This is a genomic window from Bacillus cereus group sp. MYBK222-1 (assembly GCF_051916425.1).
GTDB lineage: Bacteria > Bacillota > Bacilli > Bacillales > Bacillaceae_G > Bacillus_A > Bacillus_A paranthracis.
The window spans coordinates 1-23,285 of the sequence record NZ_JBQAGP010000009.1 but is presented as its reverse complement, the minus strand read 5'-3'; the positions used below and the strand labels follow the sequence as shown (position 1 = coordinate 23,285).

The window sequence follows — 23,285 nt, the reverse complement described above, 5'->3', positions numbered from 1 at the left end:
TCAGAAATTATATTTAAAAGACTTGAGAAAACGGAATTTTTTCTTCCAATTATATTTCCAAATGATCAGAGACATCCTTTATAAACCTTTGAATAAAACCTTGTTCTTCTTTCGTATATCTATCTAAGAGTAACAGCCACTTTTCTTCAGCTTGTTTATGCAATTTATCATGAGCTTTATATATTTCATTTCCGCTTTCCGTTAAGCGAAAGAAAATTTCTTTTTGATTGTCTAACATTTGCATCTTCTCAACGAATTTCTTTTGGAACAACTTTGTACAAACTTTAGAGATTGCGCCCTTCGTCATTCCCATTTCTATCGTAATTGCCGTTACATTCATCAGACCATTTTTCCCGATACACTCGATTACATGTAACTCAGATAAAGACATACCACTTACACCTGTCTCACGAAGAAACTTCTCATTTTGTCCTTTCAAATGTTCTTCTCTTTTATGCAAAAGTGTACGAATGTCCGAAAGTATTTCCATTTGTTTCGTTACATAATCCAATCCGTTCGCCCCCTAAGTTTCCAAAGAAACAATTTAACTATATACCATTTTAAAATCATTTTTTCATATTTACAAGTGAGAAAAACATGTTAAAATAAATTTAGTTTCCAAGGAAACTAAAAAAGAGGAGGTTAACATAATGAAAAAATCCAAACTACATTCCATTTTATATGTTGTCTGTATTAGTGCCCTACTCGGTTCCTTCGCTCAAAATATTTACACACCTATCTTACCGATGATTCAAAATTCTTTTCACACTTCTCTTTATCTTGTAAATGTAACAGTTTCACTTTTCACGTTCATTCTTGCAATTATGCAGCTCGTATATGGACCTTTCATTGATACAAAAGGGAGAAAATCTGTCCTTATCCCTAGTTTAGTCATTAGTACAATTGGTTCAATCGGATGTGCTTTTTCGGCAAACATTTATTTATTTCTCTTTTTTAGAGCTGTTCAAGCTATAGGAATAGCGGCTATACCTGTAGTTTCAGCAACGATTATCGGCGATTTATTTGAAGGAAAAGAACGCGGAGAAGCGATGAGCCTATACCAAATGTTACTTGCCCTCGCACCTGCGATTGGTCCTCTCATTGGTGGTTATCTCGGCAGTATAAATGGCCACTTATCTGTATTTCTATTTTTATCTATACTTGGCATTCTTTTATTAATGATAAACCTTTCACTACTTCCAGAAACAAAACCTACTGTAATGAAGCAACCGCAAGCAAAAAAGAATTACTGGTTTATCTTAAAAAATAAAACTGGATTTTCTATTACTCTTATTGGCTTCATTCAATTTTGTATTTACTTTTGCTTTCTCGTTTTTTTACCGAGTATTTTAACAAATTCATTTCATTTAACTGTAAAGGAAATTGGTCTTATGTTTGTACCAATGTCTCTTTCTATCATGCTGGGAAGTTTTTGCTACAAGTTTTTGCAAAAACGCCTCACAACAAAGCAAACTTTATTTATTACGAGTTTCTTCAATATTATATGTGTCGTTTTATTCTCTTTCACATATAGCATTAATATCCCATTCATCATTATCGTTACATCTTTGTACGGTTTTAGTATGGGACTTTCTATGCCAACTCACACTACTTTGTTAACGGAAGAATTCGTACAAGAACGCGCAACAGCTATCGGTATGTACAACTTCATCCGCTATCTTGGTATGGGCACAGGCCCACTTATAGGTGGATTTCTTTTATTTAACCAAAATTACTTTTGGATTTTCTTCCTAGGCGCAATTATATTTTTACTTGTAATCTTATATGCAATGAAAATGCTACGCTTCCCTGCCACACAAAAAGCAAAATAGAGACCTACAGATGGTCTCTATTTTAAACTCTTTGATCCGCAACAATATGAATATCAATATGTTTCGTCTGTCTCATAATTTCATTTACAATAGAACCTTTTTGAATTTCTTCCCACCGCGTTCTCGCTGATTGCCCAAGTAAAATTTGCGTTACTTGCAATCTTTTCGCGACTTCAATAATAACATCCGCAGGCTTTCTCCCTTTTGCTTCTTCTAATACAAAACTTGCATCAAATTGATTCGTGAGCGACTTCCACTCTTCAATTGTTTGTTTTTTACTAGCTGAAAGAGAGTCTATATTTTCTCTTTCAACATTTAATACATACAATTCAGCGTTTAAGCGATCAGCCATGCGCCAGCCCCGTCTTATTAATTTCTCTGCTGTTGAACTGTACTGTACACAAACGAGAATTTTTTCTTTCACTCCGATTGGTTCTATCACTGTTTGACTAATCTTTTCGTCCATATCGTCAGCGACTTCCCGAAGTGATAATTCTCTTAGTGCTCCTAAATTATTAAGCGTAAAGAAATTTTGTAAGCTTTGCTGAATTTTTTCTTCTTTATATATCTTTCCATCTATTAACCTCTTCCGAAGTACTTCCGGCGTTGCATCAACGAGCTGAATTTCATTTGCTTTTTGTAAAATAAAATCTGGAATTCGTTCTCTTACTTTTACATTTGTAATTTGAGCTACAATGTCATGAACGCTTTCTAAATGTTGAATATTAAACGCTGACAATACGGATATACCAGCCTCTAACAATTCTTGTACATCCATATAACGCTTCTTATTTTTAGAGCTGGGAATATTACTATGTGCAAGTTCATCCACTACAACGACTTGCGGCGCACGTTTTATAATGCCTTCCACATCAAGTTCATAAAACACTTTCCCTTTATACTCTATTTCTTTTAAAGGAATCTTTTCTAAATCAGCAATTGCGTCTTCTGTCTCTTTTCTCCCGTGCGTTTCAATTAAACCAATTACAATATCCATACCGTCCTTTTTCATCTCTCTAGCATCATAGAGCATTTTATAACTTTTCCCTACTCCTGGAGCAGCCCCTACATATAGCTTTAACTTCCCACGATTTTGCTGACGAATATATTCTAAATATTCCTCTGGCGTTCGCCTTTGAAACGTCGGTTTATAATCATCTGCATACAAAACACACACAACCTTTCTTTTGAAACAACGCTACCTCAATCCGTTAGATTGAGGTAGCACTGTTACTATTTCAGTAGTTTCTGTAATTCTAAATTTAACTTTAAGACGTTTACGCGGGTCTCTCCAAATAAACCAAGTGCCGCACCTTCTGTTTGATCTTTAATCAATTGCTCTAGCGTTTCTTTCGGAATTTTCGTTAATTTTGAGATACGCTCTACCTGTACGGAAGCTGCCTTCGGACTAATATCAGGATCAAGCCCTGAACCTGAATTTGTCACTAAATCGATTGGTACTTCTGTAACTGGAACGCTCGGATTTTGTTTCTTCCACTCTTCAATACTTTTCTCTACTCGTTTCTCTAAATCTGGATTAGACGGTGCATAGTTATTTGAACCAGACGCTTCTGCTTTATATTCAATACTAGAAACACGCCCATGAAAATAACGTGGATCTGTGAAATTTTGACCGATTAATTTAGAACCAATCACTTCATTTTTATCATTATATATTAGACTTCCATCCGCATTATCCTTCATTACTGCTTGTGCAATACCAGTAATAATAAGCGGATATACAAGTCCACACAACACTAAAAATGTAAAAGTAATCCGGATGATTGGTGATAGTATACTTTGTTTCTTCGCCATCTCTTTCCCCTCTTCCTTATATGAACAAGCCGACAATCATATCAATTACTTTAATTCCAATGAACGGTACAATCACTCCACCAAGTCCATAAATAAGTAGGTTTCGGCCCAGTAGTGCATTCGAACTCATCGGTTTATATGCGATACCTTTCATCGCCAATGGAATGAGTAATGGAATAATAACTGCATTAAATAGTAATGCTGATAAAATCGCTGACAGTGGTGATGTTAGTTTCATAATGTTCAATGCTTCCATTTGCGGAATCGCAAGTGTAAACATTGCTGGAATGATTGCAAAATATTTTGCGATATCATTTGCAATACTAAATGTCGTTAACGCACCGCGTGTCATTAACAATTGCTTACCGATTCCTACTACCTCAATAATCTTCGTTGGATTCGAATCTAAATCAATCATATTCGCTGCTTCTTTCGCAGCTGTCGTACCACTATTCATCGCCAATCCAACGTCAGCCTGCGCTAATGCCGGTGCATCATTTGTACCATCACCTGTCATCGCTACAAGTTTCCCTTTATCCTGCTCTGCTTTAATAACTGCAATTTTATCTTCTGGTTTGCACTCAGCAACAAACTCATCTACTCCTGCTTCTTTTGCAATGGTTGCTGCTGTTAATGGGTTATCCCCTGTACACATAACCGTTTTAATCCCCATTTGACGTAACTGTTCAAAACGTTCACGCATACCAGGTTTTACTGTATCTTTTAAATAGAGTAAACCGTAAATACGATTATTCACTGCAACTACAAGTGGTGTTCCGCCCTCTTTTGAAATGAAATCTGCTTTTTGATTTACATCTTTCGGAATTGTTCCACCTTGTGACTGAACCCATTCAATCACGCTACCGACAGCACCTTTTCTCACTTTCGTTCCGTCCTGTAAATCAACACCACTCATTCTCGTTTCTGCTTTAAATGGAACAAACTCACCTTGTTCCGCAAGTTCTCTATTATATGATATAGATTTCGCTTGCACATACTCGATAACAGATCGACCTTCTGGTGTTTCATCTAAAACTGAGCTAATCGCAGCCCACTTTCCAACTTGCTCAATCGTTTCATTTCCTACAGGTAATAATGTATGAGCCATTCTGTTCCCGAAAGTAATCGTACCCGTTTTATCTAAAATAATTGTATTAATATCGCCAGCAGCTTCTACTGCTTTACCCGACATTGCTAACACATTAAACTTTGTCACACGGTCCATCCCGGCAATACCAATCGCTGATAATAATCCACCAATTGTCGTTGGAATTAAACAAACTAACAATGCTACAAGTACAGCTGTATCAATTTGAAACCCTAAATAATTTGTGAAAATCGGCAGCGTCACAACAACGATTAAGAAAATAAGCGTTAAACTCGTTAATACTGTATTTAAAGCAATTTCATTCGGTGTTTTTTGGCGAGCAGCCCCTTCTACTAAAGAGATCATTTTATCAATAAATGATTCACCAGGATTACTCGTAATGATAATCGTAATCTCATCACTTACAACCATCGTACCGCCTGTTACGGAACAAAAATCACCGCCAGCTTCTTTTATTACAGGAGCTGATTCCCCTGTAATCGCAGATTCATCAACAGATGCTAATCCTTTTATGACTTCCCCATCACTTGGAATCATTTCTCCTTGTTTTACAATAACAACATCACCTTTTCTTAGATCCGTTGCTGAAACTTGAACAATGTTCCCATTTTCTTTTACAACATTGGCAAACACATCTTTCTTCGACTGTTTTAAAGAATCGGCTTGCGCTTTCCCCCGTCCTTCCGCTAATGCTTCTGCAAAATTAGCAAATAAAACTGTAAATAAGAGAATGAAAGAAACTGTTATATTAAACCATCCTGGTACACTACTAGAATGACTTGGAAGAAACGATAAAATGAACGTAATGATAAATCCAATTTCTACAACAAACATAATCGGATTCTTTATCATGACTTTTGGATTCAATTTCGCAAAGGACTGTTTCATCGCATTTGTTACGATATCACGATCCATCGTTTTCGCTTGTCTAACTTCATCTTCTACAACATGCATTTGTGACTCATTTACTCTTTTTTCTTTTACTACTACCGGTCTCATCATTTACCCTCCATTACTTCAATGTAAGAAATTCTGCAATTGGACCGAGTACCAACATTGGGAAGAATGTTAATGCACCGACAATTACAATTGTTCCGATGAAAATGCCGCCAAATAAACTATTATCCGTACGGAACGTTCCGACTGTTTCTGGCACAACCGTCTTCTCTTTCAATGAAGCTGCAACAGCTAGCATCGTAATTAAACTGAAATAGCGTCCTAAAAACATAACTAAACCAGTTGTAATATTCCAAAACGGTGTATTATCTGCTAACCCTTCAAATCCAGATCCGTTATTCGCAGCTGATGACGTATACTCATAAACAACTTGTGTTAAACCGTGGAAGCCCGAGTTAGAAATCGCTTCTGTTCCTAAATGTGTAGAAAGAGCTAATGCCGAAAATCCTAAAATGAGCAATGGATGAAATAGTATCGTTACCGCAATTAATTTCATTTCCTTACCTTCAATTTTCTTACCTAAAAACTCTGGTGTCCGTCCAACCATTAATCCAGATATAAAAACTGCGATGATCGCATACATAATAATGTTCACAAAGCCTGCTCCAACGCCGCCGTATACTGTATTTAACATCATATTTACGAGCGGAACTAGACCGCCAATTGGTGTTAACGTATCATGCATCGTATTCACCGCTCCAGTTTCAGCAGCTGTCGTTACTGTTGCGTATAGTGAAGAAAATACTGTTCCGAACCTTACTTCTTTTCCTTCTGTACTTCCTTGTACATGTTCAATACCCATTTCATTTAGTGCTGGATTCCCGTTTAGTTCAGATGTCGTAATTGTTATAAATCCTAGTAAAAACACCATGAATAGTGAAACGAAAAGGATGCGACCTTGTTTTTTATTTCCTACCATTCGTCCGTACGTAAATGGAAGTGCTGTTGGCAACAACATCATAAGCATCATTTGCAAAATATTACTCATTTGCCCTGGATTTTCAAAAGGATGTGTAGAGTTAGCTCCGAAAAATCCACCGCCGTTATTTCCAAGTTCCTTAATGGAAACGAATGATGCAACTGGCCCGCGTAATATACTTTGCTTCGCGCCATCAATTGTTTGTGCTGTAATGGCACCGTCTAACGTTTGTGGTACGCCAAGTGCAACAAACACTAGTGCCGCCATAAATGCGATAGGAAGAAATACTCTCGTTAGTGCTCTCGTAAAATCAACAAAAAAGTTACCGAGTTCTTTTCCAGCAAGCGCTCTTATAAATGCCATAACGAGCGCTAAAGTCGTTGCCGGTGCTGCAAACATTAAGAATGTAATTCCGATTAATTGTGATAAATAAGATAAACCATTTTCACCGCTATAATGCTGTAAGTTCGTATCAGCCATAAAACTAATTGCTGTATTAAAAGCGAGCGTAGGCTCCATTCCTTCAATGTGTGCTGGATTTAATGGCAATACTCCTTGTAGTCTGAAAATGAAATATACGACAACAATCATAAATCCATTTAATAAAACTAATGATAATGCGTACTGTTTCCACGTTTGATTGTATGCTTTTACACCCGTAATTTTAAAAATAAGTTTTTCAAAAGGCCCGAATACTTTATCTAGCTTTTTACTACCTTGAAAGGCTTTCTCTAAATAAATTCCCGTTGGCTTTGCCACAAGAATAAACAATAGCATTGTAATAACGACTGCAACCCAGATCATAATGAATAACTCCCCCTAATTAAAACTTTTCCGGATTTAATAATGCATACACTAAGTACACCGTAATTGCTGCAACAATAACTGATAAAACAATCATCATGATTGCTTCCCTTCTTTCACAACTTTATCTGACCAACTTGCAAGGCTTATCATCGATGCAACTAACACAACAAAAATCCCGATCATTACAACATCTAACATGGCTATTCCTCATTTCTATTTGTTAAAATTTACCATTAAAATATTAAAAAAGAACACTGAGCTCTACTCAGTGTTCAAAAAATGAACAACAAAAAGTAAACCTCCTCTCTAAACGCTTACGAGGTTAGCTGTCGGATTCGGGCCTAAAGAGTAGCCCTACTTTCAAAACTGAAAGATTCACCCCAAGTGACGATGCACAAAATTGGTTCCCCCGCTCCATTTCCGGAACTCAGCGATTTTAGGTTTTTTTGGAAATTTTATGAATGATTTATGAGAGTAAATATACTCCTCTATATTTCACTTGTAAAGAGCTAAATTACTGAAAATAAGAAAATATCTATCTATTTAAACGCTTACATTAAGTATTATTAATATTATTCCATCTATTTTCTCGTCTTTTCTTACTTTTTCATAGAAATGATATTTTAAATACGAAATAAAAAGAGCGAATGACATGAAGTGCATCGCTTATTGCACTTAGCATTCGCTCTTTTTTATTCACTATTTATTCTCCTCGTAAAAAAGTACGTAAATTTCTCCCGCGAATATAAACTTGTGACAATTCTGCATGTAGTTGCTCATATTCGATCACATCTGTTTTTAAGTATAAAGCGTCTTTCGATGGCAATATGATATAAGGCCTCGGAAAAATAGGATCGAGCACCACCAATTCTTGAACTCGCTCTACCGATACCGCCCAACGATTCGCTATATCTCCTAGTAACAACACTTTCATCTTCTTCTCCCCCGCCCTATTCAAAAAATAAAAAAGTAATATTATCACAATTCGTAAACACGACAAATGTAGCTCCAATTGTTTCATAGAGCCTCGCTGGATATCGTTTATTCCTTGTAACAACAGTAATAGGTGCCTGAAAAGAAAAGCGAATGTGTTCTGTGAAAAAACTAACGATTGGAAGCTCATCCCCTAGTAAAATTACCTTCTTAATACACTCACAAATACTAGTAAAATCCTGCTCCTTACTACAACTATACGTCCAATCAAATCCACAATTCCTCACTTCAGCTGCTATCTCTTCATTTGCTGTAAAAATAATTAACTCATGTTGAAATGCTACTAAATTTCTTAAACTATTTACCTTGCTTTCTTCTCCAACACAAATAAGTGTTAGTTCCATGTACCTCATCCTCCTTAGCATAAAAGAACTCAAACATAGATTGATATTCCCCTATACTAATCAGATCGATGAAGTGATGTATCCATCATGGCACCGTCCTCTCTCAAGACGCTTACGAAGTTAGCTGTCGGATTCGGACTTTGAGAGTAGCCCTACTTTCAAAATTGAAAGATTCACCCCTAGTGACGCTGCACAAATTGGTTCCTCCGCTCCATATAATTGGACTCAGCGTATTACAAAAAATATATTCTGGCTGATATATTACTCCTGCATTTAGAAAAAGTAAACAGAAAAAAAAGCCAGTTATACAACTGACTTTTGTCTACTTATACATGTGCTTTATTCAATTTATATGCAAAATGATTCGTCGGTCCATGACCACTTCCAATATGTAGCGGTTCTTCAATTGCTATACTAATAAATTGTTTTGCTTCTTGAACTGCCTCTTCAATTGAGTATCCTTTCGCAAGTCCAGCTGTAACCGCTGAAGCAAATGTACACCCGCTTCCATGCGTTTGCTTTGAAGGAATTCGTTCACTTCTAAATTCAATAAACTTTTCTCCATCAAAAAGTAAATCAATTACTTCATTACCTTGATATTCTGCATGTCCGCCCTTCATAAGTACATATTTCGCCCCTAATTCATGCAATACTTTTGCAGCCTCTTTACTATCTTCAACGTTATGAATTTCTAGCCCCGTTAACACTTCTGCCTCAGGAACATTCGGCGTTACAACTGTTGCTACTGGCAATAAATATTCTTTTAACGCTTGTACTGCTTCTTGCTGTAATAATGATGCACCGCCCTTAGCAATCATAACAGGATCTAGTACAATATTATTCCAGCCAAATTTATTAATATGTTCTGCTACAATTTGAATAATTTCGCTGCTAAATAACATTCCTAATTTCACAGCATCTGGTGTTAAATCCGTACCAATTGAATTCAACTGTTCCGTAATACCTTCTAACGAAACTGGATATACCCCTTGAACGCCAAGCGTGTTTTGAGCAGTAATTGCCGTAATAGCCGTCATCCCATACACACCAAGCTCTTGGAATGTTTTTAAATCTGCTTGAATGCCGGCACCGCCACCGCTATCAGATCCTGCAATTGTTAAAGCTTTATTTACTTTCATCCCACTCATCCTTTTCTATCCAAAATAACGATGATAAACTGTTTTTGCTTCACTTATATCTTTCGTTCCATGTACAAGTACACGACCATCTTTAAAAGCAACTAATCTCTTTTCTTCCACAGAAAATGATAATAAATATGGATTTACATTTAAATCATTTACACGATCATGCAGCAGCTCTTTGTATCGTTCAAAATCCATTTCCTCTTTATGAGGTGGTCTAATTTGAACTGTATTTCTCCCGCATAAAACTGCTGTTTTCGATGTATTTTCTTTGTTTAAATAAGGATATAATGCATTCTCTCCGCACGAAGGGCAATTATGTTTACGAAGCTTTTGCACATTCATACATGAATATTCATTCTTCCATACATCAAACGATACAAGTCCATCTCGAAGTGATTCGTAATCTTCCACTAACAGTTTAAGAGCTTCCGTTACTTGATGAGAAACGACGAGAGATACAGCAGGTGATATAATCCCCGCTGTATCACATGTCGCTCCGCCAAGCGGAATCGATTGTAATAAACAAGATAAACATGGCGTTTTACTAGGAAGGATTGTGTAAGAAAGACCATAACTTCCTACACATGCTCCGTAAATCCATGGAATAGCATATTTTTGTGCCATATCATTCACAATGAAACGCGTTTCGAAATTATCAGTTGCATCAATCATTACATTAACGTTTGTAACGAGTTCTTCTAACTCCTCAGCTGTTACATCTTGAACGAGCGCTTCTACTCTTACTTCACTATTAATCTCTTCTAGACGCTTCTTCGCTGCTACAGCTTTCGGAAGATTATTTTTCACATCACTCTCTGCATACAATTGCTGCCTTTGTAAATTACTCCAATCGACATAATCCCGGTCAACAATCGTTACTGTACCAACACCAGCTCTTACAAACATTTCTGCATTTGCACTACCTAGTGCGCCTGCACCGATAATAAGCACATGCTTTTCCCTTATCTTTTGCTGTCCTTCTTCTCCAATTGGAGAAAATAGTTCTTGGCGAGAATATCGATTATTCAACTACGCTCATTCCTTCTAAAGGACTACTTGCCGTTGCACAACGTTTACGTGCAATACGACCTGCTTCAAAGCCTAAACGGCCTGCCTCAATACTTAATTTCATTGCTTGTGCCATTTTAATAGGATCTTTTGCTCCTGATACAGCTGTATTTAATAACACACCATCTGCTCCTAATTCCATCGCAAATGCCGCATCAGCCGGGCTACCGATACCAGCATCAACGATAACTGGTACTGTCGCTTGTTCAATAATAAAGCTCAAATTCAATGGATTTACAATACCAAGTCCTGATCCAATTGGAGATGCTCCTGGCATAATCGCATGCACGCCAAGTTCTTGTAATTTACGTGCTAATACAACATCATCAGATGTGTACGGAAGTACGATAAATCCTTCTTCTAGTAACATTTCAGATGCCTTTAACGTCTCTACCGGATCAGGTAATAACGTTCTATCATCACCAATAACTTCTACCTTTATCATGTCGCAAAGCCCTGAAGCTTTTGCTAATTTTGCAATACGAACAGCTTCTTCAGCATTTTTTGCTCCGGCTGTATTCGGTAATAACGTATATTTTTTTACATCAAGTCTCTCTAATAAATTAGGCTGCTTTGCATCAAATATATCCATACGACGTACTGCGAACGTTAAAATTTCTGCCTCAGATACATCAATTGCCTTTTGCTGCACATCAAAATCAGGGAATTTTCCTGTTCCTAATAAAAGTCTAGAATGAAATGAAAATGGTCCAATGTTTAACATAATCAACCGCCTCCTACGAAAGTTACAATCTCAATTTGGTCTCCATCAAAAACAGATGTATCTGTATGATCATCTTTTTGTAAAATATCTTTATTACGCTCTACTACAACAATTCTGTTATCTAACTCTAAATGTGTAAGTAGCTCAGCTACTGTTTTCACACTCTCTGGCACTTCAATTTGATTACCATTAATTTTTAAATTCAAACTTCCATCCCCTTTCTAAACTGTTTTAGAAAGCAATGAATCTAGCAAGTGATTCTCCTGCTTTCCTTCTATTAAATCAGCCATATATTGACCAGAAACAGGACTTAATAAAATGCCGTTTCGATAATGGCCTGTGCAAGCATATAAACCTTTTATTTCTTCATGCTCTCCCATATAAGGAGCTTCATGATTCGACTGTGGTCTTAATCCTGCCCATGCGCTTTCCCATTCCGCTTCTTTTAATGCTGGCAATATTGTATACGCGCGCTCTAATATAGAAGTAATACTCTCTGGTTGCACAGTTTTATTGAATGTACGGGGCTTCATCGTTGCTCCAATTACGTAACGTCCGCCACGCTTTGGTGCAATGTAAAATCTTTCTTGGAAAATAGGCGCCTTTAAAAGTGGTTTTCTACTTCTGACCGCTACTACTTCTCCTTTAACTGGATATGTACCCCATTCGCGGTGAAAATAACCTAGTAACTTCGTGCTCCATGAGCCACCCGCAATAACAACTTTTTCGCAAGTGATCATACCTTCGCTTGTCACAATTCCAGTCACTTTATTATTTTCAATACGGATATCAAATACTTCTGTTTGCTCATATATATCAGCACCCGAGAATGATGCGGAATGTGCGAATGCTTTCGTAAGCTCTGGTGCAATAACATGACCATCTTTCGGATAATATACAGCCCCTATAATTGACTCAGATAGATACGGCTCTTTCTCTCGCAAACGATCTCCCGCTAGGAAATAAGAATCTTCACCGGTTTTCTGCTGCCAATCCATAATGTGAAGAATTCTTTCCTTCTCATCTTCATTTTGAGCAATGCGATAAATGCCTTTCTCTTCATACCCAATATCGATGCCTGTTTTTTCGCGTAAAACTTCTGCAAGTTGTGGAAATATAGCACGGCTTTCTCTCGCAAGTTCAAATAGCGGGTCATATTCATCCCATTCTGCCTGTACCCCAAGTAAACCAGCGGCTGCTTTCGAGGCTTCAGATGCAATCTGTTGCTTCTCTACAATCGCTACTTTATGGCCTCTTTCTGCTAGAAAATGTGCAACTGAACTACCAATTACACCACCGCCAATTATCGCTACATCATACTTCTTACACATGTTTTTCCGCCCACTTTCTTATTGATTCCTTATAAGATTTCGCTTTGCTATACGGGTTACTACTACTTATAATCCCAGACATAACAGCAATACCACTGACGCCGTTAGTAAGAACATCTCCAGTGTTTTCCGGAGTGATTCCTCCAATTGCTGTAATCGGTATGGATAAACACCTTGCAATGTCTGAAATTTCTTCAAGCCCTCTCGCTGGCACACCTTTTTTACAATCTGTCGGAAATACATGACCATAGACGAGTGAATCCGCGCCATTCTTAAATGCATCAATCGCCTCTTCTAAAGAATGCACAGAATAACCGACATGCAAATAAGAAAACTTTTCTTTCACTGACCTTACATCTGCGCTTCGATATCCTAGCTGCACGCGCGGAATATTTAATAAAATAGCAATATCAATTCGATCATTTATCACTATTTTCGATGCTGGAAAGCCCTTCTTCAAAAGACTTTCCACACCTTCATACAATTCCTTCGTACTTTTCTCACGCTCACGAATATGCAAATAATCAATTTCACTTTCAATTTGCATCGCTACATTCACTAACTCTTCGAATGACATGTGACCATTTGAGATTACATGAAGCTCATTTTTCATATTCATTCGCCTACTTTAAAATGTTTTCGAATAACTCATCGGCCGGAACGATTTCTTTCGTCATTCCTTTATCTTTCAACCATTTATTTTGTTTCTCCCATGACTCTTTTGAATCTGATAAAAATGGCTCATCTTTCGTTTCCATCTTCTCTAATAAAATTTTCATACTTTCCTTTTCAACTTCTGGCACAAGTGGGAAGTTTTCTTTTTCTTGATGATTTAATAAAATATTCAATGCTTCATCTGGGTTTTTCTTCATAAAATCATAGCCTTTTTTCGTACCACGCAAGAAAGCTTGCAAAGCTTCTTTATCTTTTTTCAATGTTTTATCACCTGTTACAAATACGAGCTCATGATAATTCGGTACACCATAATCTGCTGGATTAAAGTATGCTGGTTCATGACCTTCATGACGCATAACAGGTACTTCGTGGTTAATATATGCTCCTGTTACCGCATCCACTTTTTTCGTAATTAATGCTGGTACTAAATCAAAACCAACATCGACTACTTTCACTGTATCTGGATTACCACCAGCTTCTTTTACCATCGTTTTTAAATACATCTCACTTAAAGGTGTTCCAGAATACCCAACTGTTTTACCCTCTAAATCTTTTGGCGATTGAATGCCTGCAGACTTCAGCGATACAACATGATTTAATGGTGAACGTACGACAGCTCCAATTGATTTCACTGGAATTTGTTCATTTGCTTTTGCCATGACAACATCTGGCTGATAATATAAGCCAACTGTTACTTTTCCTGCAGCTGCTAACGTTAATGGGTCAGTCGGATTAGAAGGGAATTTAATATTTACCTTTACTCCTTCTTCTTTAAAGTAACCTTTTTCAATTGCCGCATAAATAAAGCTATGTACCGCATTTGGGTACCAATCAAGCATGACCGTTATTTCTTTTTCTTTTTTACTCTTATCCGATGCTGAATTACTAGAACATCCAGCAACTATTGCAATTAATAATGTAAACACAAAGATGCGTTTAAAAAATTTCATGAATGCTTCCTCCAACTAATGAATTTCTTTTCTAATACCGAAATAAGTATGACGAAGAAAATAGCTAATAATGATAACAATACAATGGGTGCAAATACACCTGCCCCGTCTAATTGCGTCATCATTCTCTTACTGAAATATCCTAGCCCCGCTTGTGCACCTAGCCATTCACCAATTGCCGCCCCAATTACACTAAGCGGTACTGCAATTTTTAAAGCTGAGAAAAAATAAGGAAGAGCAGACGGCAATTTTAATTTAAAAAAAACATCTTTTTTCGTTGCCCCATACGTAACTAAAAGCTCTTCCCATTCTTTTTTCGTACTGCGCAGTCCATCATACGTATTAACCGCAATTGGGAAAAACGTAATTAAAACCGTAACAACAACCTTACTCCAGATCGTATATCCAAACCATAAAACGAAAAGCGGAGCAAGCGCTGTAATAGGAATCGTTTGTGAGGCAACTAATAATGGATAAAATGCTCTCTCCATCCAATCACTCGCATTCATTAACATCGCTAGCCCTACCCCAAGTACGATAGAAATAGCCACCCCTATTAAAACGACATATAATGTTGCTGGCAAATGAACCGTAAATAATATGTCTTTTAGTTTCCATATCTTCATTACAATTGCAGACGGTGACGGTAAAATGTACATTTCATCTACAATTCTTGCGCCTACTTCCCAAAGAGCAAGTAAAATACTAGAAAGTGTAAGAGCAGGTAATAGCTCCTTCAACCGGTTCATCATACGAGTACCTGCCTTTGCAACATACTAAGAAGCTCATCTTTCAGCGCTAATACTTCCGGTTTATATAAATCTTTTCTTGTCCGATTATGATCAAGCGGTACAATCCTCTCGGTTAAAGTAGTTATCGGTTGCTGCTCTACCACTAAAATTCGATTAGAAAGAAACAATGCTTCTTCCACATCATGAGTGATAAATAAAATTGTTTTTTTCCACTCTTTCCATTGTTCAAACAACCATTCCTGCAAAGATGCCTTCGTTAAAGCATCCAACGCGCTAAACGGTTCATCTAAGAGCAATATCTCTCCGCCTGTTAATAAAGTTCGAATGAAAGATACGCGTTGCCTCATACCACCAGATAAATCTTTTGGATATTTTGTCTCATATCCCTGTAAACCAAATTTCTGTAACAGTTCCTTTGCCTTTATTTGTGCTTCTTTCTTCTGTACACCTTGGCACTCTAGCGGCAGGGCCGCATTCTCAATAATCGTTCTCCATGGCAGGAGCATATCTTTTTGGGGCATATACCCTACAGGATGGCTCTTTGTTTCTGTTAGTTCTATCTGTCCCGTACTCGCTTCTTCTAAACCTGTAATAAGGCGAAATAAAGTACTTTTCCCGCATCCACTCGGTCCGATAATGCTTACAAACTCTTTATCTTGTATAGAAGCATTTAATTCATTAATGATTGGCTTCTCATCATAATGAAAAGAAACATTATGAAACTGTAGTATGTTCTTGCTCCTCAAATCCCCACATCTCCTTACGATAGGACATATCCCAGAATAAATATTCAAATCGACTGGAATATAGGAAAATCTCCTCTAATCGGTCTAGCTCTTTTTCAGACTTTCCAACTGCCATTTCATTTAATAAATCGATTAACCAAATACAGAGGTTGCCGTACTCTTCAGAACTATATCCTTGAATCCACTCACCAAAAAATTCATGGTCCCTTGCTCCAGGAATATCATTTAAACGCTTTCCAATTTCCCAGTAGCTCCACATACACGGAAGAAGTGCTGCTATTAATTCTGCAAGTGTGCCATTTTGAGATACAGACATCATGTAATTTGTATAAGCTAAATTTTTAGCAGATGGCTTTGCAGACTCTATCTCCTCTATAGAAATTCCAAGTCTTTTTGCATACTGTTTATGAATTGTCATTTCTCCATTTAATATCCCATCAATTTGTTCAGCAAATTTCCCCATAACTTGTGGATTTGTTGCCTTTACAACACCGATCGCATATAACTTTGCATAATCTAACAAGTATAAATAATCTTGAATAATATAATACTGAAACTTATCTTTTTCTAACGTACCATCCCCCATACCTACAACAAATGGATGATTATGACTCATCTCCCAAACTGGTTGTACAGTTTCTAATAATCTATCGCAAAATTTCATTTCTCTATCCCCTTTCAATTTATATATCTAAATAAAAAACCACTTCTAAATAAGAAGTGGTTACAGCAAATAAAATTATAATTTATTCGTTGCTCCACTTCCCTTCGCTAGTATTATCTAGATCAGGTCTGTAAGGGTTAAGGATTATTCCTCTCTCAGCACAACAAGCACCCCTAGTGGTTTCAATATGAAATTTTCAAATAAAAAAGCCCCGTTTCTATACGCAAAGAAACGGGGACTCATTATTAGTGTCCGAATTGCTTCCCTACGCTAGCATAATCTAGATCAGGTAATAAAAAGGATCAAAGACTTAAGGTCTTACTCTCAGCTGGCAACACCAGCTCTCCTAGCAAACTATAAAATTATCACTGTCAGTATAACACCGTAATAAGACATCATCAACTGTTTTAATTTTCCCAATTGTCAACAAAATAACAAAACCATATAATACTTATATTCTATCTTAGAAATTATTATCCTAATGAATTGGATAAAAAGGAATCATTATCCTCGAAAAATTTATTTTTATATTGATTTCATATTACATTTATGTGAATACACCCACTATATTATATCTTTATACTATAATAAAATTACAACTATACAACTAGAGGAGGTCTCTATTATATGAATATGAAAGCTACTGCTTTAACAGCAACTACTGTCGCAATTGCTTCTTTACTTCCTTCTATGGGAGAAACAAATGTACAAACAGCCAACGCTGAACAATTATCTAATGTGAAAACTGGATATGTCAAAGTCGATCAAGTAGCCTTACATACAAAAGATAACACAAATAGCTCAGCAATTGATACAATTCGCTTTAATACGAAAGTGAATATACTTGAAACAACTAATGACTGGTATAAAGTATCTGTTGATAATAAAGTAGGTTATGTACAAAAAGATTCTATTCTACTAAAAAACAAACTTCAATCTAATAATCAATATATCGTCAATGCCAATGCATTAAACGTTCGTTCTGAACCTGATTTAGAATCTTCAATTTTAGATGTATTACCAAATGGAAAATTCGTTACTATTCAAGAAGAACAAGGCGAGTGGTATAAAATTTTACATAATGGCAAAACAGGTTACGTACAAAAAGCATTCGTATCTAATGGTTCACAGCCTTTAGTAAAAGGCATCACAGTTCAAAATAATACGAAATACACAGTTGCAACACCTAAGCTTAATGTACGTAGCAACGCTAGTACAAGTAGCGCACTACTTGGTTCATTGCAAAATGGTACACAATTACAAGTAGTGGAAACTGTAGGAACTTGGTATAAAATTCGTTTTGGCACAGGATACGGATATGTGGCAAAGCATTATGTGGTGCAAAATCAAACGCAATCACAAGCTCAAACGACTCAACCTACTTCCATTCCAGCAGTTTTCAAATTCCCTACTCAAGGAAGAATTAGCTCAACCTTTGATATACGCTGGGAACAAATGCATTATGGTATAGATATTGCAGCTCAGGGTAATGTCTCTATCCAGGCTGCTGCGGCAGGTAAAGTCGTGAAATCATATTATTCAGCTAGCTATGGCAATGTTGTGTTCATCGCCCATCAAATAAACGGGAAATTATATACAACAGTCTATGCTCACATGAAAGATCGCACTGTACAAGCTGGTGATCAAGTACAAGCTGGACAATTAGTAGGTCATATGGGAAACACAGGTCATTCATACGGGCAACATCTTCATTTTGAATTACACAATGGAGAATGGAATTTTGAAAAAACAAATGCAGTAAACCCACTGCCATATTTAGTTAGGTAAATTGTATGCCACGCAATATCAATATACCTCTCTTAATTGAATACTTAGCCTTTTTAGGCTTAATCTGTTGCTTAGTAATTTATAATACAAATACTGTATTTTTATCTATTATCATTGCTTTTGTTGCTTTAGAAATTATGATGGAAGCTTTTCAAGTTCAACTAAAACAAAAAATTGCCCATATTTATAATGCCATTTTTCTATTAAGTGCTTTAATAACAAATATTATTAGTAATGGTTTTTATTTATCTACCGTATTTCCCGTATTTTTTATGGCTGTTTTATTATTCATAGCTAGATACATTCATGTCCCTAATAACAAAAAACACGAACAAGAAGCTTAGAAAGAGGAGACACCGTGTACCAATCTTTCAAAGATAATCCGATAAAATATATATTGAATTTATACAAAAAAACAAATACTTTTTTTGGTATACAAGGAAGCTATACGGCACAATTTCTCCTTTATGGAATGTTATTTCTCGTCTTAATTACATTCTCCTTGCTTTACTAATAAAAAAAGGATCTCACAATTGAGATCCTTTTTAATTTATATAGAAAGTGCCCTTTATCCACAAGCATATTTTTCATAAATAAAGCTAAGATTATATTTTTTCTCTAAGCTCATTCTTTGTTCATCATCACACCAATAGAACAGAATATCATGAATCGTTGCATAACGCTTATTTTTAAGAAACAGTTTAAAGAAAGATGGTAAACAGTCATGTAATTGTATAAATATATAATTGCGTAATATTTCTTCTTTATATTTAATGCCCTTACAAATATACAATAATTCTTCACAATAATATGCATGTTGTGGAACTTGGATCATTTCAAAAAATGGCACATATGATAATAACTTTCCAATAAAATGATCATATCGATCCATTATCCCTATCGTCATATGCTCCATCATATCTTTCATTACATATAAATAATCATCTACATGAGTAGTCTTGAGTGGGTCTAATCGATCTGAAATTTGAGAAAGTACAGCCCTTTGGCAAGCTAACACCGCTTGACTAGGTCCATAATATGATAGAAAGTCTGTACACTTACGATACTTTCGTAATAAATCATATGTATATAAGTCATAAACAAAAGTATTACAATACATCGCTAAACTCATCATATCACTATTTAATTGCTCTTTTGATAGTGACTTAGCTCTCTTACACATATAAAAAAATGTAAATTCTAATACTTCTTTATGGGATAATAAATATTTACAGTCTGTTATACATTTCTCATTAAATTTAACTCTATCCCAAATTTCTACATCTCCATCAGTTAATTCACCAATACGATATTTAATTATTAAATAGTTTAAAGCAACCGCCTGCGTCAAAAGATCCCACGTTTCATATTCCAATGAAGTATGAACAAACTCAGCTAGCCCTTGAGTTACCATAAAAGTATTCGCTTCTTCATACCAACCAATTTCTTGGCATAAGCGAAGAATACGTACTAAAGTTGGAATTTCGTCTTTATGAAATTGCGGTAAATTCTTTGCTTTATTCATTCCATATACGATAAATGCCGCTAAATTTTCTTCTTTATAAAATTCTTTTTCTTTCCACACTAATATAGTTCGTTCTTTCCCTTCACCTTTTGGATGACAAGGTACAAGCAAAGAAAATAATTCAGCGAAATTATTTGGTTCTATATATGTATCTGTAACCAAATTCCAATTTGGATCGCGCTGTACAGCCTTCATATAATTCCCCTTCCCTTTTATCTACATAGGAAATATTAATCCATTATCACATCATTAACAATAAATATTGTTATATTCGAAATCAATCATAATACTTATATCTATCAGTATATCATTTTTTCTCTTATTTATAATTAGGAATGACAAATTTAAATAAACTGTCGAAATTACTAACTGTATACTTATTATATAATGGCTCAGATACATCATGCTAACATATTAGCTTAACCCTATATACTAGAATAATGTATCTGATTTTTATACGTAACGTATTACACTAATTAAAGTCTCACTTCATTCCGTATGCTCTGATATTTCACTTAAAGCAAATCCCGCTTGATCATCTGCCGATTCTTTTATAGCTAAATCTCCTAGTGCTAACATCCCAACGAGTTGACCACTCTCAACTACTGGCAATCGTCTAATTTGATACTGTGCCATTAACTCTGTAGCCTTTTCAATAGGATCATCTGGAGAAACTGAAACAATGTTTTTTGTCATTACATTTGTAATTTTATTAGATCCAGGATGTTTTTCAGCAATCCCTCGAACAACTAAATCTCGGTCCGTAACAAGACCAACAACTTGTTCATTTTCAACAACCGGGATCAATCCAATCGATTCTTCTTTCATCTTTACAGCAGCTTCATATACATTGTCTAACGGTGTACACTGTACAATATGAGTGCTCATCAAGTCTCTCACTCGTGTCATTTGTATCTCCTCCTTTTTATACATACCATAGCTTTTCCTAAATCCCTTTATTTATTTCAGGAAAATCAGTTGATAAAGGAGAATGAACGCACAATAAAAAAGAGTCAGCATATTGCTGACTCTTTTTTTATGACCCGTACGGGATTCGAACCCGTGTTACCGCCGTGAAAGGGCGGTGTCTTAACCACTTGACCAACGGGCCATGGCTCCGCAGGTAGGACTCGAACCTACGACCGATCGGTTAACAGCCGATAGCTCTACCACTGAGCTACTGCGGAATAATATATGGTGGGCCTAAATGGACTCGAACCATCGACCTCACGCTTATCAGGCGTGCGCTCTAACCAGCTGAGCTATAGGCCCATATACTTTACAGGGGCAGTAGGAATCGAACCCACACTGGAGGTTTTGGAGACCTCAGTTCTACCTTTAAACTATGCCCCTAAAGGATGCCGACTAGAGGACTTGAACCCCCAACCTACTGATTACAAGTCAGTTGCTCTACCAATTGAGCTAAGTCGGCATAAAAAAATGGTGGCTCGGGACGGAATCGAACCGCCGACACGAGGATTTTCAGTCCTCTGCTCTACCGACTGAGCTACCGAGCCAAACATAAATGGCGGTCCCGACCGGGGTCGAACCGGCGATCTCCTGCGTGACAGGCAGGCATGTTAACCACTACACCACGGGACCATTTGGTTGCGGGGACAGGATTTGAACCTGCGACCTTCGGGTTATGAGCCCGACGAGCTACCGTGCTGCTCCACCCCGCGATGATAAAATATTTACTTTATAAAAAATGGAGGAGGTAGAGGGATTCGAACCCCCGCGCGACTCTCGCCGCCTGTCGGTTTTCAAGACCGATCCCTTCAGCCGAACTTGGGTATACCTCCATGAAGGAAAAAATATTTTATTATTTATGTCTAAACCATTTTAAAAGAAAATGGAGGAGGTAGAGGGATTCGAACCCCCGCGCGATTCTCACCGCCTGTCGGTTTTCAAGACCGATCCCTTCAGCCGAACTTGGGTATACCTCCGAGACATATAATAAATAAAGTGGAGCCTAGCGGGATCGAACCGCTGACCTCCTGCGTGCAAGGCAGGCGCTCTCCCAGCTGAGCTAAGGCCCCATGTTTTTGGGAATATCGGGAAGACAGGATTTGAACCTGCGACCCCCTGGTCCCAAACCAGGTGCTCTACCAAGCTGAGCCACTTCCCGTTATTAAAAGCGCGCCCGAGAGGAGTCGAACCCCTAACCTCTTGATCCGTAGTCAAACGCTCTATCCAATTGAGCTACGGGCGCATATGGTGCCGAGGGCGGGGGTCGAACCCGCACGGTGGTCACCCACCGCAGGATTTTAAGTCCTGTGCGTCTGCCTGTTCCGCCACCCCGGCATGTCATATTGAAAATTGGAGCGGAAGACGGGATTCGAACCCGCGACCCCAACCTTGGCAAGGTTGTATTCTACCACTGAACTACTTCCGCAAGACATGTATGAGTTATTTTATTAAAAGTGCGGGTGAAGGGAGTCGAACCCCCACGCCAAAGGCGCTAGATCCTAAGTCTAGTGCGTCTGCCAATTCCGCCACACCCGCATATTTTGTTAAAATGGTGAGCCATGAAGGACTCGAACCTTCGACCCTCTGATTAAAAGTCAGATGCTCTACCAACTGAGCTAATGGCTCTTAATGGCTGGGCTAGCTGGATTCGAACCAGCGCATGACGGAGTCAAAGTCCGTTGCCTTACCGCTTGGCTATAGCCCATTAATTAAGAATGGTGGAGGGGGGCAGATTCGAACTGCCGAACCCGAAGGAGCGGATTTACAGTCCGCCGCGTTTAGCCACTTCGCTACCCCTCCGACATATATGGTGGAGGATGACGGGATCGAACCGCCGACCCCCTGCTTGTAAGGCAGGTGCTCTCCCAGCTGAGCTAATCCTCCATTTTGCCTGGCAACGTCCTACTCTCACAGGGACAAGGCCCCAACTACCATCGGCGCTAGAGAGCTTAACTTCCGTGTTCGGTATGGGAACGGGTGTGACCTCTCTGCCATCATTACCAGACTGTATTCATTTAAGACAAGAATCATTATAACTTATTTAACTTTAAAAGTCAATAAGTTTTTTATATTCTTTCAAAACTAGATAACATTGCTTCATATTATATGGTTAAGTCCTCGATCTATTAGTATTCGTCAGCTCCACATGTCACCATGCTTCCACCTCGAACCT

24 protein-coding genes, 20 tRNA genes, 1 rRNA gene and 4 riboswitches are annotated in these 23,285 nt (G+C 37.4%); of the genes, 3 read left to right on the top strand and 42 right to left on the bottom strand.

The annotated features are described in order from the left end of the window. Positions 1–49: 49 nt before the first annotated feature. A complete protein-coding gene (locus ACTFR9_RS24800) occupies positions 50–511 on the bottom strand; it encodes a MarR family transcriptional regulator (protein ID WP_000386828.1) in 462 nt (153 codons plus the stop codon). A 139-nt stretch (positions 512–650) separates the two neighbouring features. On the opposite strand from ACTFR9_RS24800, the gene ACTFR9_RS24795 reads away from it, so the two are divergent. Beyond that, positions 651–1,832 (top strand): MFS transporter, encoded by a 1,182-nt coding sequence (locus tag ACTFR9_RS24795; RefSeq protein WP_000748689.1) that lies wholly within the window; start codon positions 651–653, stop codon positions 1,830–1,832. Positions 1,833–1,854: 22 nt separating this feature from the next. Here ACTFR9_RS24795 and kdpDN read toward each other — a convergent pair whose 3' ends face one another. The 18 genes from kdpDN to tenA form a co-directional block, all read right to left on the bottom strand. Continuing rightward, positions 1,855–3,009: a KdpD-like non-kinase potassium sensor gene (gene kdpDN / locus ACTFR9_RS24790; RefSeq protein ID WP_082181688.1), complete on the bottom strand. Its 1,155-nt coding sequence runs from the start codon at positions 3,007–3,009 to the stop codon at positions 1,855–1,857. A gap of 56 nt (positions 3,010–3,065) precedes the next feature. Continuing rightward, positions 3,066–3,647, bottom strand: a complete 582-nt coding sequence (gene kdpC, locus ACTFR9_RS24785) for a K(+)-transporting ATPase subunit C (RefSeq protein ID WP_001085545.1) — start codon at positions 3,645–3,647, stop codon at positions 3,066–3,068. Positions 3,648–3,663: 16 nt separating this feature from the next. After that, positions 3,664–5,754 (bottom strand): potassium-transporting ATPase subunit KdpB, encoded by a 2,091-nt coding sequence (kdpB, locus tag ACTFR9_RS24780; RefSeq protein ID WP_001248036.1) that lies wholly within the window; start codon positions 5,752–5,754, stop codon positions 3,664–3,666. A gap of 13 nt (positions 5,755–5,767) precedes the next feature. Further along, positions 5,768–7,435 (bottom strand): potassium-transporting ATPase subunit KdpA, encoded by a 1,668-nt coding sequence (kdpA, locus tag ACTFR9_RS24775; RefSeq protein ID WP_000638337.1) that lies wholly within the window; start codon positions 7,433–7,435, stop codon positions 5,768–5,770. Between the two features lie 19 nt (positions 7,436–7,454). Then, positions 7,455–7,532 (bottom strand): K(+)-transporting ATPase subunit F, encoded by a 78-nt coding sequence (gene kdpF / locus ACTFR9_RS24770; RefSeq protein ID WP_223153441.1) that lies wholly within the window; start codon positions 7,530–7,532, stop codon positions 7,455–7,457. After that, positions 7,532–7,636, bottom strand: a complete 105-nt coding sequence (locus ACTFR9_RS24765; RefSeq protein ID WP_000887891.1) for a hypothetical protein — start codon at positions 7,634–7,636, stop codon at positions 7,532–7,534. Before ACTFR9_RS24765 ends, kdpF begins: the two co-directional genes overlap by 1 nt. A gap of 99 nt (positions 7,637–7,735) precedes the next feature. Next, positions 7,736–7,881: riboswitch (cyclic di-AMP (ydaO/yuaA leader) on the bottom strand. 260 nt (positions 7,882–8,141) lie between these two features. After that, positions 8,142–8,372 (bottom strand): hypothetical protein, encoded by a 231-nt coding sequence (locus tag ACTFR9_RS24760; protein WP_000866316.1) that lies wholly within the window; start codon positions 8,370–8,372, stop codon positions 8,142–8,144. Between the two features lie 16 nt (positions 8,373–8,388). Further along, positions 8,389–8,775: a hypothetical protein gene (locus ACTFR9_RS24755; RefSeq protein WP_000424093.1), complete on the bottom strand. Its 387-nt coding sequence runs from the start codon at positions 8,773–8,775 to the stop codon at positions 8,389–8,391. 93 nt (positions 8,776–8,868) lie between these two features. Next, positions 8,869–9,016, bottom strand: a riboswitch (cyclic di-AMP (ydaO/yuaA leader). 85 nt (positions 9,017–9,101) lie between these two features. Further along, entirely contained in the window at positions 9,102–9,914 is an 813-nt protein-coding gene (gene thiD, locus ACTFR9_RS24750) for a bifunctional hydroxymethylpyrimidine kinase/phosphomethylpyrimidine kinase (protein WP_000867406.1), read from the bottom strand. 15 nt (positions 9,915–9,929) lie between these two features. Further along, complete coding sequence (gene thiF, locus ACTFR9_RS24745; protein ID WP_001065443.1) at positions 9,930–10,949, bottom strand: thiazole biosynthesis adenylyltransferase ThiF; 1,020 nt, start codon at positions 10,947–10,949, stop codon at positions 9,930–9,932. Next, complete coding sequence (gene thiG, locus ACTFR9_RS24740) at positions 10,942–11,712, bottom strand: thiazole synthase (RefSeq protein WP_000931988.1); 771 nt, start codon at positions 11,710–11,712, stop codon at positions 10,942–10,944. Before thiG ends, thiF begins: the two co-directional genes overlap by 8 nt. 2 nt (positions 11,713–11,714) lie before the next feature. Then, a complete protein-coding gene (gene thiS / locus ACTFR9_RS24735; protein WP_001049505.1) occupies positions 11,715–11,918 on the bottom strand; it encodes a sulfur carrier protein ThiS in 204 nt (67 codons plus the stop codon). A gap of 15 nt (positions 11,919–11,933) precedes the next feature. Further along, entirely contained in the window at positions 11,934–13,043 is a 1,110-nt protein-coding gene (thiO, locus tag ACTFR9_RS24730) for a glycine oxidase ThiO (protein ID WP_000335190.1), read from the bottom strand. Continuing rightward, positions 13,036–13,656, bottom strand: a complete 621-nt coding sequence (tenI, locus tag ACTFR9_RS24725; protein WP_000787181.1) for a thiazole tautomerase TenI — start codon at positions 13,654–13,656, stop codon at positions 13,036–13,038. Before tenI ends, thiO begins: the two co-directional genes overlap by 8 nt. A gap of 10 nt (positions 13,657–13,666) precedes the next feature. Continuing rightward, positions 13,667–14,668, bottom strand: coding sequence for an ABC transporter substrate-binding protein (locus ACTFR9_RS24720; protein ID WP_000667763.1), 1,002 nt, complete (start codon positions 14,666–14,668; stop codon positions 13,667–13,669). Then, complete coding sequence (locus tag ACTFR9_RS24715) at positions 14,665–15,417, bottom strand: ABC transporter permease (protein WP_025991705.1); 753 nt, start codon at positions 15,415–15,417, stop codon at positions 14,665–14,667. The genes ACTFR9_RS24720 and ACTFR9_RS24715 overlap by 4 nt, the downstream gene beginning before the upstream one ends. Further along, complete coding sequence (locus ACTFR9_RS24710) at positions 15,417–16,166, bottom strand: ABC transporter ATP-binding protein (protein WP_001256816.1); 750 nt, start codon at positions 16,164–16,166, stop codon at positions 15,417–15,419. Before ACTFR9_RS24710 ends, ACTFR9_RS24715 begins: the two co-directional genes overlap by 1 nt. After that, a complete protein-coding gene (tenA, locus tag ACTFR9_RS24705; RefSeq protein ID WP_000666826.1) occupies positions 16,135–16,830 on the bottom strand; it encodes a thiaminase II in 696 nt (231 codons plus the stop codon). The genes ACTFR9_RS24710 and tenA overlap by 32 nt, the downstream gene beginning before the upstream one ends. An 82-nt stretch (positions 16,831–16,912) precedes the next feature. Next, positions 16,913–17,015, bottom strand: a riboswitch (TPP riboswitch). 60 nt (positions 17,016–17,075) lie between these two features. Further along, positions 17,076–17,188, bottom strand: a riboswitch (TPP riboswitch). Positions 17,189–17,457: 269 nt separating this feature from the next. On the opposite strand from tenA, the gene ACTFR9_RS24700 reads away from it, so the two are divergent. Together ACTFR9_RS24700 and ACTFR9_RS24695 are read left to right on the top strand one after the other, a co-directional pair. Then, positions 17,458–18,618 (top strand): SH3 domain-containing protein, encoded by a 1,161-nt coding sequence (locus ACTFR9_RS24700; protein WP_001056065.1) that lies wholly within the window; start codon positions 17,458–17,460, stop codon positions 18,616–18,618. 5 nt (positions 18,619–18,623) lie between these two features. Continuing rightward, on the top strand, positions 18,624–18,962 hold the full coding sequence (locus ACTFR9_RS24695; protein ID WP_001137811.1) for a hypothetical protein: 339 nt from the start codon (positions 18,624–18,626) through the stop codon (positions 18,960–18,962). A gap of 224 nt (positions 18,963–19,186) precedes the next feature. Here ACTFR9_RS24695 and ACTFR9_RS24690 read toward each other — a convergent pair whose 3' ends face one another. The 23 genes from ACTFR9_RS24690 to rrf all read right to left on the bottom strand — a co-directional run bounded on the left by ACTFR9_RS24690 (position 19,187) and on the right by rrf (position 23,117). Continuing rightward, on the bottom strand, positions 19,187–20,338 hold the full coding sequence (locus tag ACTFR9_RS24690; RefSeq protein ID WP_193635844.1) for a DUF3965 domain-containing protein: 1,152 nt from the start codon (positions 20,336–20,338) through the stop codon (positions 19,187–19,189). A gap of 294 nt (positions 20,339–20,632) precedes the next feature. Beyond that, entirely contained in the window at positions 20,633–21,052 is a 420-nt protein-coding gene (locus ACTFR9_RS24685; RefSeq protein ID WP_000199015.1) for a CBS domain-containing protein, read from the bottom strand. Positions 21,053–21,182: 130 nt separating this feature from the next. After that, a tRNA-Glu gene (locus ACTFR9_RS24680) sits at positions 21,183–21,254 on the bottom strand. A gap of 1 nt (position 21,255) precedes the next feature. Continuing rightward, a tRNA-Asn gene (locus ACTFR9_RS24675) sits at positions 21,256–21,330 on the bottom strand. Positions 21,331–21,338: 8 nt separating this feature from the next. Continuing rightward, positions 21,339–21,415: transfer RNA gene (locus tag ACTFR9_RS24670), tRNA-Ile, on the bottom strand. 10 nt (positions 21,416–21,425) lie between these two features. Then, a tRNA-Trp gene (locus tag ACTFR9_RS24665) sits at positions 21,426–21,496 on the bottom strand. A gap of 6 nt (positions 21,497–21,502) precedes the next feature. Further along, positions 21,503–21,575: transfer RNA gene (locus ACTFR9_RS24660), tRNA-Thr, on the bottom strand. 9 nt (positions 21,576–21,584) lie between these two features. Continuing rightward, positions 21,585–21,660 (bottom strand) — tRNA-Phe (locus ACTFR9_RS24655). Positions 21,661–21,669: 9 nt separating this feature from the next. Beyond that, a tRNA-Asp gene (locus ACTFR9_RS24650) sits at positions 21,670–21,745 on the bottom strand. Positions 21,746–21,748: 3 nt separating this feature from the next. Then, a tRNA-Met gene (locus ACTFR9_RS24645) sits at positions 21,749–21,825 on the bottom strand. 27 nt (positions 21,826–21,852) lie between these two features. Beyond that, positions 21,853–21,945: transfer RNA gene (locus ACTFR9_RS24640), tRNA-Ser, on the bottom strand. A gap of 51 nt (positions 21,946–21,996) precedes the next feature. Beyond that, a tRNA-Ser gene (locus tag ACTFR9_RS24635) sits at positions 21,997–22,089 on the bottom strand. 20 nt (positions 22,090–22,109) lie between these two features. Further along, a tRNA-Ala gene (locus ACTFR9_RS24630) sits at positions 22,110–22,182 on the bottom strand. Positions 22,183–22,197: 15 nt separating this feature from the next. Beyond that, positions 22,198–22,271 (bottom strand) — tRNA-Pro (locus ACTFR9_RS24625). A gap of 10 nt (positions 22,272–22,281) precedes the next feature. Beyond that, a tRNA-Arg gene (locus ACTFR9_RS24620) sits at positions 22,282–22,355 on the bottom strand. 3 nt (positions 22,356–22,358) lie between these two features. After that, positions 22,359–22,447, bottom strand: a tRNA-Leu gene (locus tag ACTFR9_RS24615). A gap of 16 nt (positions 22,448–22,463) precedes the next feature. Beyond that, positions 22,464–22,538, bottom strand: a tRNA-Gly gene (locus ACTFR9_RS24610). Between the two features lie 29 nt (positions 22,539–22,567). Continuing rightward, positions 22,568–22,648: transfer RNA gene (locus ACTFR9_RS24605), tRNA-Leu, on the bottom strand. Between the two features lie 14 nt (positions 22,649–22,662). Next, positions 22,663–22,738, bottom strand: a tRNA-Lys gene (locus ACTFR9_RS24600). A 4-nt stretch (positions 22,739–22,742) separates the two neighbouring features. Then, positions 22,743–22,817 (bottom strand) — tRNA-Gln (locus tag ACTFR9_RS24595). An 11-nt stretch (positions 22,818–22,828) separates the two neighbouring features. Beyond that, a tRNA-Tyr gene (locus tag ACTFR9_RS24590) sits at positions 22,829–22,912 on the bottom strand. A gap of 8 nt (positions 22,913–22,920) precedes the next feature. Then, positions 22,921–22,996: transfer RNA gene (locus ACTFR9_RS24585), tRNA-Val, on the bottom strand. A 5-nt stretch (positions 22,997–23,001) separates the two neighbouring features. Further along, positions 23,002–23,117, bottom strand: a 5S ribosomal RNA gene (gene rrf, locus ACTFR9_RS24580). Positions 23,118–23,285: the final 168 nt, after the last annotated feature.

Coding starts and splice junctions, on each gene's coding strand:
- ACTFR9_RS24795 (WP_000748689.1), top strand. CDS start 651: ATGAAAAAATCCAAACTACATTCCATTTTATATGTTGTCTGTATTAGT.
- kdpC (WP_001085545.1), bottom strand. CDS start 3,647: ATGGCGAAGAAACAAAGTATACTATCACCAATCATCCGGATTACTTTT.
- kdpB (WP_001248036.1), bottom strand. CDS start 5,754: ATGAGACCGGTAGTAGTAAAAGAAAAAAGAGTAAATGAGTCACAAATG.
- kdpA (WP_000638337.1), bottom strand. CDS start 7,435: ATGATCTGGGTTGCAGTCGTTATTACAATGCTATTGTTTATTCTTGTG.
- kdpF (WP_223153441.1), bottom strand. CDS start 7,532: ATGATTGTTTTATCAGTTATTGTTGCAGCAATTACGGTGTACTTAGTG.
- ACTFR9_RS24765 (WP_000887891.1), bottom strand. CDS start 7,636: ATGTTAGATGTTGTAATGATCGGGATTTTTGTTGTGTTAGTTGCATCG.
- ACTFR9_RS24760 (WP_000866316.1), bottom strand. CDS start 8,372: ATGAAAGTGTTGTTACTAGGAGATATAGCGAATCGTTGGGCGGTATCG.
- ACTFR9_RS24755 (WP_000424093.1), bottom strand. CDS start 8,775: ATGGAACTAACACTTATTTGTGTTGGAGAAGAAAGCAAGGTAAATAGT.
- thiD (WP_000867406.1), bottom strand. CDS start 9,914: ATGAAAGTAAATAAAGCTTTAACAATTGCAGGATCTGATAGCGGTGGC.
- thiG (WP_000931988.1), bottom strand. CDS start 11,712: ATGTTAAACATTGGACCATTTTCATTTCATTCTAGACTTTTATTAGGA.
- thiO (WP_000335190.1), bottom strand. CDS start 13,043: ATGTGTAAGAAGTATGATGTAGCGATAATTGGCGGTGGTGTAATTGGT.
- tenI (WP_000787181.1), bottom strand. CDS start 13,656: ATGAAAAATGAGCTTCATGTAATCTCAAATGGTCACATGTCATTCGAA.
- ACTFR9_RS24720 (WP_000667763.1), bottom strand. CDS start 14,668: ATGAAATTTTTTAAACGCATCTTTGTGTTTACATTATTAATTGCAATA.
- ACTFR9_RS24715 (WP_025991705.1), bottom strand. CDS start 15,417: ATGAACCGGTTGAAGGAGCTATTACCTGCTCTTACACTTTCTAGTATT.
- tenA (WP_000666826.1), bottom strand. CDS start 16,830: ATGAAATTTTGCGATAGATTATTAGAAACTGTACAACCAGTTTGGGAG.
- ACTFR9_RS24700 (WP_001056065.1), top strand. CDS start 17,458: ATGAATATGAAAGCTACTGCTTTAACAGCAACTACTGTCGCAATTGCT.
- ACTFR9_RS24695 (WP_001137811.1), top strand. CDS start 18,624: ATGCCACGCAATATCAATATACCTCTCTTAATTGAATACTTAGCCTTT.
- ACTFR9_RS24690 (WP_193635844.1), bottom strand. CDS start 20,338: ATGAAGGCTGTACAGCGCGATCCAAATTGGAATTTGGTTACAGATACA.
- ACTFR9_RS24685 (WP_000199015.1), bottom strand. CDS start 21,052: ATGACACGAGTGAGAGACTTGATGAGCACTCATATTGTACAGTGTACA.